General features: G+C 45.1%; 9 protein-coding genes. 4 read left to right on the top strand and 5 right to left on the bottom strand.

The features are described from left to right. Positions 1-146: 146 nt before the first annotated feature. The 3 genes from murQ (at position 147) to R7070_RS06270 (ending at position 3736) form a co-directional block, all read left to right on the top strand. Positions 147-1049 (top strand): N-acetylmuramic acid 6-phosphate etherase, encoded by a 903-nt coding sequence (murQ, locus tag R7070_RS06280; RefSeq protein ID WP_053303963.1) that lies wholly within the window; start codon positions 147-149, stop codon positions 1047-1049. A gap of 28 nt (positions 1050-1077) precedes the next feature. Further along, positions 1078-2532 carry a PTS N-acetylmuramic acid transporter subunit IIBC gene (murP, locus tag R7070_RS06275; RefSeq protein ID WP_256900193.1) on the top strand — a complete coding sequence of 485 codons (1455 nt, stop codon included), beginning with the start codon at positions 1078-1080 and terminating at the stop codon, positions 2530-2532. Between the two features lie 148 nt (positions 2533-2680). Further along, positions 2681-3736: a porin gene (locus tag R7070_RS06270; protein ID WP_256900192.1), complete on the top strand. Its 1056-nt coding sequence runs from the start codon at positions 2681-2683 to the stop codon at positions 3734-3736. A gap of 208 nt (positions 3737-3944) precedes the next feature. Here R7070_RS06270 and R7070_RS06265 read toward each other — a convergent pair whose 3' ends face one another. Further along, entirely contained in the window at positions 3945-4856 is a 912-nt protein-coding gene (locus tag R7070_RS06265) for a LysR family transcriptional regulator (RefSeq protein ID WP_256900191.1), read from the bottom strand. An 88-nt stretch (positions 4857-4944) separates the two neighbouring features. Between R7070_RS06265 and catC the strand changes: the two genes are divergently transcribed. Then, on the top strand, positions 4945-5604 hold the full coding sequence (catC, locus tag R7070_RS06260) for a type C chloramphenicol O-acetyltransferase (RefSeq protein WP_029805164.1): 660 nt from the start codon (positions 4945-4947) through the stop codon (positions 5602-5604). 56 nt (positions 5605-5660) lie between these two features. On the opposite strand, the gene R7070_RS06255 is transcribed toward catC, so the two are convergent. The 4 genes from R7070_RS06255 to R7070_RS06240 form a co-directional block, all read right to left on the bottom strand. Continuing rightward, a complete protein-coding gene (locus R7070_RS06255) occupies positions 5661-7340 on the bottom strand; it encodes a DUF342 domain-containing protein (protein ID WP_256900190.1) in 1680 nt (559 codons plus the stop codon). Between the two features lie 251 nt (positions 7341-7591). Continuing rightward, the gene (locus R7070_RS06250; RefSeq protein ID WP_256900189.1) at positions 7592-9619 is read right to left on the bottom strand and encodes a tRNA(Met) cytidine acetyltransferase TmcA; all 2028 of its coding nucleotides are present in this window, start codon (positions 9617-9619) and stop codon (positions 7592-7594) included. Positions 9620-9724: 105 nt separating this feature from the next. Beyond that, a complete protein-coding gene (locus R7070_RS06245; protein WP_005374504.1) occupies positions 9725-10699 on the bottom strand; it encodes a ParB/RepB/Spo0J family partition protein in 975 nt (324 codons plus the stop codon). A 7-nt stretch (positions 10700-10706) separates the two neighbouring features. Next, positions 10707-11924 (bottom strand): AAA family ATPase, encoded by a 1218-nt coding sequence (locus R7070_RS06240; RefSeq protein WP_005374503.1) that lies wholly within the window; start codon positions 11922-11924, stop codon positions 10707-10709. Positions 11925-12627 lie beyond the last annotated feature (703 nt).

Below are 12627 nucleotides of genomic sequence, written 5' to 3'. Positions count from 1 at the left end.
CTGGATGTAATAGACGTATATTTTCTCTCATTATTCCAAATTTCTCCTGCATAAAGAATAACCTCAAGTGTGATTTTTATCACCAAACCTGAATATTTTATTCCATAAAATCGCCCTCAGATTGAACATTACGAAGAGTGCAAAACATGAAAATTGATTTAAGCAGATTGGTGACAGAAAGCCGTAACCCAGCCAGTGCCGAGATCGATACGCTTTCGACCATCGAGATGCTGCAAGTCATTAATGAAGAGGATCAAAAAGTCCCGCTCGCGGTAAAAGCGGTGCTACCACAAATTGCAGAGACAGTTGACGCAATTACCCAAGCTTTTGCAAATGGTGGCCGTTTAATTTACATGGGAGCTGGTACGTCAGGTCGCTTAGGCATTCTTGATGCAAGCGAGTGTCCTCCTACCTACGGCACGCATCCAGATATGGTGATTGGCTTAATTGCTGGTGGGCATCAAGCGATTTTAAAAGCGGTAGAAAACGCAGAAGACAACGCGAAAATGGGTCAAGACGACTTAAAAGCACTTCACCTCACCAAGCATGACGTGGTTGTAGGCATTGCAGCGAGTGGCCGTACACCTTATGTACTAGGTGGTTTGGACTACGCTAAATCCATCGGAGCCACGACCGCATCTATCGCCTGTAATCCAGAATGTGCCATGGCAGAAGCAGCCGACATCGCGATTCTGCCGATAGTTGGCGCAGAGGTTGTCACTGGATCTTCTCGCATGAAAGCCGGCACCGCACAAAAACTGGTGCTAAACATGCTCACGACAGGCGCAATGATTCGTAGCGGTAAGGTATTTGGCAACTTAATGGTGGATGTAGAAGCCACTAACGCCAAGCTCATCCAACGCCAAACCAACATTGTTGTGGAAGCAACCGGCGCATCAAAAGAAGAAGCAGAGCGAGCATTAAAGGCCTGCGGTCGCCACTGCAAAACCGCCATCTTAATGATTTTGGCCGATTTGGATGCCGAACAAGCCAAATCACGCCTCGCCGCGCACAACGGCTTTATTCGCGCAGCACTAAATAATAACTAAATAATCCGAGTTCTGAAGGATAGACCCTATGGCAAAAGTAACTTCAAACACAGTATCGCAGTTGCTGTCCGCAGTGGGTGGCAGTAACAACGTAAGCAAATGTGGTAACTGTATGACGCGTTTGCGTTTATCGCTCGCCAACAATGGCTTGGCTGATCAATCAGTTATCAAGCAAATTCCCGGCGTAATGGGTGTGGTGGAAAGCGATGAGCAGTTTCAGATCATTCTCGGTCCCGGAAAAGCTCAACAAGCGGCTGAGATGATGAATCAACTGATCGACAGCTTAACCTCTGGTGACAGTGAAGAAGCAGATATGCCGCAACAAGATCTTTCTGCCGTCGCAGCCGAGCAGAAAAAACAGATGAAGAGTAAGCAAACCAGTGCGGTTCAGCGTTTTTTAAGCAAGTTTGCCACCATCTTTACGCCGTTGATCCCAGGCTTTATTGCCGCTGGTTTGTTGCTAGGTTTTGCGACGTTATTGGAACAGATGTTTGTTCTCGACCAGACACCAAGCCAGTTTATGTTGGATTTGATCGCCTACATGAAAGTCTTTGGTAAGGGTCTGTTTGCTTTCCTAAGTATTCTGATTGGTTACAACGCGCAGCAAGCATTTGGCGGCTCTGGTGTTAATGGTGCCATTCTCGCCTCTTTGTTTGTGCTGGGTTACAACCCAGAGGCGACATCCGGCATTTACTCTGGCATGAACGAGTTTTTCGGCTTTGCGATTGATCCGCGCGGCAACATTATCGGCGTACTTTTAGCAGCGATCATCGGTGCACAAGTCGAGCGTAAGGTTCGTCAATACATGCCAGATGATCTGGACATGATCTTAACGTCCGTTATCACTCTGTTGATCATGGGTGCGGTAACCTTCTTGATCATCATGCCAATCGGCGGCGAGCTGTTTAAAGGGATGTCTTGGTTGTTCCTCAACTTGAACGATAACCCATTAGGCGCTGCAATCTTGGCAGGTTTGTTCTTAATTTCTGTGGTATTTGGCATCCACCAGGGTTTTGTTCCAGTGTACTTCGCATTGATGGAAGCACAGGGCTTTAACTCACTATTCCCTATCCTGGCGATGGCAGGTGGCGGTCAGGTTGGCGCGTCAATGGCGCTGTATTTCAAAGCCAAAAAAGACGCTCTACTGCGCACTCAAGTTAAAGGCGCTATTATTCCGGGTCTTCTAGGCATTGGCGAACCATTGATTTACGGCGTGACATTACCACGTGTAAAACCATTCGTTACCGCTTGTATTGGTGGTGCTGCGGGCGGCTTCTTTATCGGTTTAGTTTCTTACCTTGGCTTACCAGTTGGTCTTAATACGGTGTTTGGCCCATCCGGTATCGTGGCGATTCCTCTCATGACATCTGAAAATGGCATCTTCCCGGGCATGATGGTGTTTGTTGCTGGCCTGCTTATCTCTTACATCGTCGGCTTCCTCGCGACTTACTTCTTTGGCTGCAAAGACGTCGATTTAAGCTAAATCATTCTTCCCCTATAGGAATGGACTAGCTCGCGCCCTTGGCAAACAAGGGCGCACCCTCTCTCTACTTCACGACAATTTTTCTTATTCCGTTACTCGGAAGGGGCTTTGTCGTACCTAAAACAATAGAAATGAAAGGTCGTTAATCATGAAAAAGCACATTTTGACTCTACTTCTCCCAACATTGATGGCATCAAACGCAATGGCAGCGCAGCTGTATCAAGCGGAAGATGGGTCAGTTTTAAATATTTACTCTCGTCTTGGTTTCAATGTCACCAGTAAAAATGATGAGCACGGCGATGCAAATGGCGAGTTTGATGGCCGTATTGGTTTAAACGGTTCACAAACCATCAACGAGTACGCGTCGATCATCGGCCAAGCGCAATACCAAGTGGGTGCCGCTGAATACGCAAACCAAGTAAACGACAAACCGTCTCTGACCGCACGTTATGTATGGGCGGGTATTGATGCGAAAGATTATGGTCGCATTACTGGTGGTCGCGTGGCATCTGGGTTGATTATGTTTACCGACATTGGTGATGTGTTCGCCTCTTCCGATGTTTCTATGGCGCGCCAAGCGAATAAAGTCGACAAAACCGCAACGCAAGTTTTCCGTCAAGATGGCACGCTGCAATACCAAAACAGCCTAGATAATGTCGATTTTTCTGTCGCGTACATTTTAGGAAACAACACTTCTGAGCTCGACTACGGTTACAACGCTGCACTGCGTTATACGCTAGACATGGGGAATTTGGGTACCTTGGCACCAGTGATAGCGATGCAGAAGAATAAAGGTGATGCACGTGAAAGCAACGACACCGATTACACATTCTGGGGCGCAGGTACGCGTTACTACCTAGGTGATTTGATGTTGGGTGCGTTGTACTCGGAAGATGAACTAGAGGGCTATTACTCACAAACCAGTACCGACAAAGTGATGGAACTAACGGCGGTTTACAGTGTAAATGACAAATGGGTACTGCGTGCTGGTTATCGTTCTTTAGAAAACAGTGATGGTGACGAGCTAGAGCTGAAAGATACAACGCTAGAAGTGCAATACAAACTGACGCCTCGTTCTTCTATCTACACAAACTACGTTGATCGTAACGGCTCGCGTGGCTACAGCAATGGACAAGAAGTCTCGTTTGGCGGTGCACACGCAGACGAAAGCTACTACCACTTAGGTCTGCGTTACGAGCTGTAAGCACGATACTTAATGTAAGTTAGCTGAATCCATGAGCTTCTTCTGCGTCCGGTCAGTAGTTATTGCCTTTAATGCTGATTTGAAGAAGCTCACCCTCGTAATATGTTTTCTTCGTTACCTGTTTTGACCAACACGCCTGCATCAGGAAAACTGGTGACAGTGTTTTCGCATTCCTTTGCTTCCTCAATTGTTGCTAAGTTTGTTGTCGCTATTCGCCGACAGAATATATGTTCCTAAAGTGTTCGATGAACGCTCGCGTTCTTCTTGGTAAGTGCTCACGTTTTGGGTAAAGCAGATAAAGCGGCAAAATCGCATCCGTTTGCCATTCTGGCAGCAAACTCACGAGTTGTTCTTTTTGTGCAGGTTCGAGTTTAGCCAGTGCAAATTCATCTAGCATGGCTACACCACAACCCGCCAAAGTAGCATCCAACATGGACTGGACAAGATTAAAACTCAGCGTACTTTCTAACTCAATGCTGCACTGCTGTTGAGTTTGCTTATGCGTAAACGTCCACTTATCTAACACCAAATCGCGACTTTTATAAAGGATGTGCTCTAAGTCGCCAAGCTCCTCTGGCGTACTTACATTTGGTTTATCAGCTAAATACGAGCGATGAGCGATCGGTTTACAGTGTAAAGTGCGTAGCTGATGGCCGACGTATCCCTCTGGAGGAGTATCGGTAAAGTAGAATGCGATATCAAACCCAGCCTCAATCAAGTCGAGAGGTGTCTCTGTGAAGATCACTTCGACGCTCACTTGTGGATGTTGCAATCGAAACTCGCTCAATGTTTGGCTGAGTAACGCGGCTCCGAAAGAAGCAGACGCCGCTATTCTCAATTTTCCCGATACGATCTCGTTTGCCATGACTTGCTCATTGATCTGCTCAGCGCCTTCGAGCAGTTGCTTTACCTGCTGATAAAACCGCAAACCATCGTAGGTCAAATTAAACTGGCGCGTAGTTCGCTGAATAAGCTGCACCGACAATATGTCTTCAAGCTGTTTAAGTTGCCGACTTACATGCGCATTCGAACAATTCAGGCGCTTTGCTGCGCCAGCAATACTTCGTTCCTCACACAAAGCGACGTAAAGTGGTACGTAGCTGAGCCATTTTATTTCCATACAGTAATTCTGAATCTCTAAAATCAAACTACTGGAAATAATAGAAAGCCTCTAAACTCTGTACAACCTAAATTTGAAAGGATGAGTTATGAGTGTTTTCGACACGTGGTTAAAAGGTCAAGTCATTAAAGATCACATCACTAATCCCAATATCATCGTTGGCGATTACAGCTATTACTCGGGCTTCTATCATCAAAAAAGCTTCGAAGAGCAAGCGGTACGCTACTTGTTGGGTGACCCCGTCACACTTCAAGAATGGCAAAGTAGAGAACCCGATAGCATCGACAAATTAATCATTGGCAAGTTTTGTTCCATCGCTTCTGGAGCCACCTTTATGATGGCAGGAAACCAAGGTCATCGCATTGACTGGATTTCGGCCTTCCCCTTCTCTCCTGAAGAATTTGGAGAAGGCGTGCAAGACGGTTTCGAGCGTGCCGGAGACACGGTGGTGGGGAACGATGTTTGGATTGGCAGCGAGGCGATGATCATGCCCGGAGTAAACATCGGCGATGGAACCGTCATCGGAGCACGCGCAGTAGTGACGAAAGACGTCCAACCTTATTCGGTGGTGGTTGGAAACAACCAAGTCGTACGTCAACGATTCAGCGATAAAGAGATTGAAACTCTACTCAATATCCAGTGGTGGAACTGGCCAATAGAACACATTAAACAAGCAATGAAAGTAATGTGTAGCAGCCAAGTCGGTGCGCTTGCGGACTACTATCAAGAGCACATTGTCGATTTGTAGATAAACAAAAGCCCACACATCTTGTTGCGACGTGTGGGCTCAGTGAGTAAGAAAGCTTAAACCGCAGCGACGTCCTCTTCTTCCAAGTTCGCCGAGACTTTAATTTCGTATTGATTGAAACGGAACGAACAACCGCCATGAGTACGCTTTGTCGTTACTTGCTCGTCTCCAAACTGCACCGTCACGCGAGTGAAGACACGCTCTTTGGCTTCGACAATATTTTCTTCTAACGCGACTTCAAAGTCATGTTCCGTTTGTTCTAGCTTTTGCTTTATCGCTTCAAGCTGCTCGTTGTTTTGTGTTTTCATCACATCAATCTGAGCTTGTTCTTCGTCGGTACGTTCGGCTTTAGGACGTTTCTTAAATTCGAGCTCTTTACGAATCACATCCATCGTGCCTTCTTGAGCGCGTTTGTATTGATCTTTGAGCTCTGCTAATCGCTCCTTAAATGCAGAATAGCGCGCGAACGCTTCTACCTTAGTGGCGGTGTCGCCTTCTACGCCCAATTGTAAGCACACCACTTTGCCACCGACTTTTGCATCTCCGCCGCTGAGCGTGCCGTTCCTACCGTTCGCATCCAGCACCGTCAGATTGCGCCGACAAACAATATCGTTATTCATGCTGTGCACCGCCAATTCAATATCTTCTCCGGCTTGCAAATCACAATATTGGGCGTAGCTTGCGCGAATCGAACCTTTGGCTTTGACGTGACAACTCTTTGGCTGGCCATCACTCACGGTGTGGCCAATGATCCCTTTACCAACTTGAATGTCGTCTTGCGCTTGTACGTCAGCCGATTCAATGAAGCCTCCTACAGTAATAGAGCCCGTCGCTTTAACAATCATTCCGGATTCAATGTTGCCACCGATAATCACATTCCCTTTAAATTTCACGTGACCTGTATTCACGCCAACGCTATTGAGGCAAAGTGCGTTATCAACTTCGATGGTTTTGTCTTTAATCAGAGGCGTACCGGATACCGATGCGATCAATAGGTTTGGGTCGTGCTTGCATATCTCGGTGCCCTTGCCAGGCTTCATTGGGCTGTCTTTTCCGGCTTGTGGAGGAATCACTCGCCCTTGAACAGTAAAACCAGGCGTGCCTTTGGTCGCAGGCGTGCGGCGCATCACCTCATCGCCTACGCCAACCGCGATAGTTTCACCGAGATTACGTAAATCAATTTTGTCGCTAGCAGATTGGCCGTCTTTGGGTTTGAGGATGCGTTTGGTGATGTCTTTAACAAGAGGAGTAAAAAGAGCGTCTTTGCCTTTGATAGGTTGCTTACCAACCGCTACAGGTTGAGAAAAAGTGTCGCCAGGTTCGAGCTGAGTGCTGACAACCAACACTTTCTTCAAAGCCAGTTTGTTGATGCCTTTCGAAACTCGCGCTTGAGCAAGAGCTTGAACAATCTCGGGGCCACGTAAACCTCGGCCTCCGTACGCACCGACAACGTTCATACTGGCGAGCATGTCATTATTCGACAATTCGACCTCAACTTGTGCGTTGCGTTTTTCCGCAATGACGATGCCTTCGTAAGCTTCGGCTTTACGTTCTTTGGCGCAGTTAATGAATCTCACGACTTCCCCCTCAACAACAAACATCCTTTCAGCGCTCATTGCGACGAGCTGCTCGTTTAATTCATTTTGATTTAGCTCACCACCGAGGTCCACTTCTCCCGGAAGACGGGCTATCACCTTGGTCTTATCTTCAGATAACTCAAGACACAGCTTCCACATACCCTTACCACTTTGCTTCCCATCAACACTTTCAGTCTAACCAAATCCGTTTTCTGAACAAACCTCGCATTTCTTATTATAGGGCTCACGTCACTAAAGAACGTAATCCATCAATAACGGTTAAACAGCATATTAAGAGAAAACTCGATTTAACCTAAAGCTCAATCAAAATACACGCTGAAACAAAAAGGAGCTGGATTTACAGTGTAAAATCAGCTCCCAATAATTTCATTTACAGTGTAAATTTCCCTTTATTGTTTACAGTGTAAATCGCTCCAAATGTGTCTTACTTCGTCCCTTAACTGCTGCTCAACTTGCCTTCTTCCAGGTAAACCAAATTGCTGAGCACATTCAGTCCAACTAAGGTTAAGAAAAAGCTTACTAATCATCAAGTCGGAAGCAGAGTTCAAACCTAAATTAAGTAACCACTGTTGAAGCCACACAGACACAGACTCATAACTGTTACCACCATCAGCATAACATTCAATTAGTAATAACTTAGCGGGATGAAGTGGACTCATTCCCAAAGGTTGCGGCAATAGAGCTCGAAAAATAGGGGCTTCTAATTTTGGATAGACGTCAGCCACATTGTTAGACAACATTTCTTCAAATAGCGCCTGAGATTGGTCGACCCAAGCCGTCTGCTGGGAATCACAAGGTTTGACCATCAAGACTGAATAACAACCGCTAGCAGCATCGCGCATTGACCCTAAGCGAATTGTACGGAAGTTCGATTGTCGCCAGAAATAGAGCAACTCTTCCGTCGCACCAAAACTCGTGGATAAGTAGGCAATGTGTTTAGCAGCCATTTGCTCAAGTTGCTGCAGAATTTTTTGACCAATGCCTTTGCCTTGCAATGCTGGATGAACCGCAATTCTCATGACTCGCAGCGTCGATAGATTCGCGACATTCGGGAATCCTAGGTGGTTTGCAATCGTAATGGGGGCTAAGTGTCCTTTAGGACGACGCTTACCAAGCTGGATTTCTTCAATCAATTCATCGTCAAGGCCCCCCTCTTCGACCGCTAATATCACCCCCACAACCGCATTATCTTGCTTAGCAAAATAGAGCTGACTGTTGTCGTCTTGCAAAAGGTGAATCAAATCATTCGGCGAGGTCTGATAATGAGCATTCACCAAAAGAGCGAAGCACTCACGCAGCAAACTAGGCTGCGATATCAAATTGTTCTTATCGGCTTTAGAAAGGGAAATTGAGTCGACCTGTTTAAGTTGATGGTGCGTTAACTCCGCATCCAACAAAAACGCGTCATAGAGCCATGATTCAAGCGCATCATTCATGCTCCAGCGGATGGGCTGTGTCATGTGCCATGTTTTCATTCCCGAACGCTGTTTCTGAAGCCAATCAACAAATTTAATCGTAAAGCCCCGGCCACAACCTTCATAACCATGAACAGTCGTAGAAAAAACGAGTCGATGATAATGTTCGGTAATGCTTTTGAGCATAGGAACTGGAATTGCAGCCGCTTCATCGACAAGTAACAAATCACATTCAGGTCTGCTCGATAGAAGTTCGTCAGGAGCAATGAATTGAATGGCTCCCTGCCCTGATTCTAATCTGTCCTTCCTAATACGCTTCGCATTAGGAAGTAGCCGCAAAGCATGTTGGTAAACAGGCTCAACGGCTTTTATAGATGGTGCCGTAATTAAGATTCTAAGCGGCTTCTGCTGTAATAAGTTCGCACACGCAATGCCGAGGGCACTTGTTTTTCCACGTCCACGATCAGCGGTCAAAATTAATGGTCGCTTTCGATGTCCTGTCACCACCTTTTCAATTAGAGAAATGGCATGCTCTTGTTCCGTGTAGTGGCTTTCTTTTTCTGCTTGCTTGATGTCTGGAGCCGTTGGCAATGGTTTGTCTTGCTCAATAACAACGAGCTTCTCCCATTGTTTGTGCATCCATTGCTGAGCAAAATTCGCATTTTGTCGCAGCTCAGTAATGACAATAAGAAAACCGCCGCCAACCAATGAGCCAAGCGCGGCGGTAAAACTATTGGCGTCAAAGCCATTTCGAGCATCAAACAATAGAACGTCACACTCTCTGCCTAGCAACATGTGCCCTTGTTTAGACGAAACACTGGATACGTTTTTCAAACCAAAATCACCAACAGAAAACCAACGTTGATGGCGCTGCGTTTTATGGAACTCTGACATCAACGCATTTTGCCAAGAAGCCTCGCCTTGAATGACAACACCAATCCTTTGGAAAGATTGGTGAGCTTGATGTTGAAGTGATGAAAGGAAATCAGATTGTGTCTGCATTTTGTCTATCCAACGTTGAACTGACGTAATGGTATCACATCTTTAATTTGACGCTTCTCAGATATAAAAAAACCGCCCGGAGGCGGTTGATTCAATCATCATTTGTTATTGCAGTTTGGTTTGTACAAACGCAAGAATCTCTTCCATTAAGCTGTCGTCAACTTTCTTCAAGTTCAACGCCAGGCTGCTACCTTTTCGGCTATAGCTTGCTCGACCTTTTACTAAGTCGACTTTTTCCGTCTTCTTACCAGGTTTTGCTGGTGCAAGTTCAGTAATCCAATTTTCGATGCTTTCCGTGACTTCTTTTGTCAGACGAGCAACGCCTTGAGCTGTGCTTCGCTGCCATAAAAACCCTTCGCTAGAGCGACATTTATCTAACAGCTCTTGCTGTTGCTCTGGCGTTAGCGTTGAAAACTGTTTGTGCAGTTTCACGATTGTTGGACGACCGAGATCGCCAACATTCGGATACGCTTGAAGCAGTTCTAACGGTAATGCTGCGGCTTTTAAAGCGCCACTTACCAACGCTTCACTGCACTGGAACATTTTTGCCAATGCTTTCTGATCCTCAGCTTCACCACTATCAAGCTTAGCTTGCATCTCTTTACCTTTTTCGTATAAAGAGAGCGGCTTGTGAGCATTTGCCACATCAGACAAAAACTTAGCATGGTCAGTATTGATGTTGTCAGCAACATAAACCAAAAAATCTTGTTCAGCGAGGATACAAGACATGCGACGACGGCTACCATCTAAAACTTCGATCTTGCCATCTTCAGTTCTACGACCCACAGCTGGATATTGTTGGCCACGCTCTTTGAGTGTGACCAAAACATCAGATAAAGCATGTTCGTTTAAGAACGATTGCTCACGAGCGTTATCAACAAATACTGTTGTTTCTGTCGCAACTTTATTTGCGGGAATACGCACAAGTTCAAACTGAACAATATTTTCACCTGCAACTGCTAGTTCAATCGTTTGAGCTTTCTCTTTTGCCGCAGTTTGCGCCTCTTGCGGAGTCACAACACGACGCTTATTCGTTTTGCCAAATAATTTCGCGTTTAATTCAGACGTTTTCAAAGCCATTTACTTATTACCCCTGATTCAATGACGGCCAATTAGAGTGCAGCACACGCTCTAATTCCAGTGCGCTTTTATGAACAGCGTCTTGCGCGGTGGCTAGTGTCTTCTTACCGCCTTCAAAATCGCTTACTGTCAGATCAAATACTGTGCTGTAGGTATCGGCACAGGTTTCAAACGCACGGCTACGAGGAATAGTAGCCATCATAACTTGGTCACCTAGAAGATAGTTCATTTCAGTTAAAACAGAAACTTGCTTCTTATTGTCGTCCTCAAACATGGTTGGCATCAAGCGAACAAACTCAAGACCATTCCAGTCCTCCGGGAACATTTCATATACCGTAGGCAAATGCTGGAAGAAGTTTACTGTTGAAGCCCAGTCCAGACGCTTAGCCGCACAAGGAATTAGCAAGGCATTTGATGCATACATAGCATTCCATACTAATGGGTCAACGTGTGGACCGGTATCAATCATAATGATATCGAAGTCATCAGCAATTTTATCAATCAGTTGCTCTTTCAGCAGACGGACGATATCGAGTGATGGGTCTTCAGATAGCGTTTGCCATGCTTCCGCATTAAACATCGCGTCTTCTGGAAACGCTGAAATCGACTTTAAGTTCGGATATTGCGTTGGCAGCAATACGTTTTTACGTAAAAATTCACTGTCAATTTCCACACCATCAGGCACGTTACCCAACATAATGTCTACCGCAGAATAGATATTATCATGCTCTGCCATGCTGATTTGCGGGTTGAGGAATAAACGTAGCGAGCCTTGTGGGTCTAAGTCGATTAAACAAATACGGTATCGTTTATCCAAATTTAGCGCTAAACATGCCGCTAAATGAACCGCGGTCATTGATTTACCTGTACCGCCCTTTTGGTTCTGCACATTAATAATCCAAGGTTTGTTACCTGAATTCTTTTTACGCTCATGAAATTTAGGCACTTCAGCCGCATCCATGAGCATGTGTGCTTCTTCTAACGTAATTGAATAATGATTCGCGTTGTTTTTAGTAAATTGATGCCCAGCGGCTTCCATTTTACCAATCGCGTCGTCGAGCTTACGGCGAGTTAGACCAGAACGGGTTTCCATCATCGCTTTCGACATTGGTGGGAAGTAGTTATCGCTTCGCTCTTCTAAAACAATTTCAATACGGTCAGCTTGAACCTGCTGAGTCAGCTCCGCTAACTCAAGAAGGTTTTCAATCGTTTTTTCTCTTTTCATGCCAAATTCCGTTGGAAGGATTTATAATTGCAATTGTACAGCAGTAAAGACCAAAAACAACAAAAAGGTGCACGAACATTTTGAATTACCATCACATAAAAAAACACCCAAATCGACGCTTTTATGATTTATGGTCAAAAAGATAACTATTTTTAATCAAATAATCTTCTCATAATGGACACCTAAACTTAAAAATAAAAAAGTGTTACAGCGTCACTCATTTACAATGTAAATCAATTTTCTACCGGAACGATTATAATCTTAAGCTAAATTACGGATTATGTTAGACCAACCTAATTTAAACGAAAAATAGTAAGTAATATCGGAACAATAAAGACCTGAACACCTTGATCATGTCTCCGAACAAAATAGGGCAGTTCCAGCGAAACATCTATGGAAGTATGATCAAGGTATACTTATGATCATGCTTCCGTGTTAATAAACAAATCCGAAAGCATGATCATGGCAAAATTGAGCAGAGTACGGTGTAAACACGCAAATAAAATAAGATCCATTAATCGGAAATATGATCAAGCCTTAGAATCTCTCGGAAGCATGAGTTTTCTTCTCTGATTTACGGTTGAGTGCAGACAGAATGGGGGATTGAGCAGAAATTGACGTTATAGAAGCCGGAACAATGAAATTGCTCAAGTTGCTATGATAAATCACGCTCTTATGATCATGCTTCCTGTAAATAAGCAGA

The sequence above is a fragment of the Vibrio sp. 1557 genome (assembly GCF_033340175.1).
GTDB lineage: Bacteria > Pseudomonadota > Gammaproteobacteria > Enterobacterales > Vibrionaceae > Vibrio > Vibrio alginolyticus.
The sequence above is the reverse complement of the archived record's forward strand: the minus strand, read 5'-3'. Positions and strand labels throughout refer to the sequence as shown.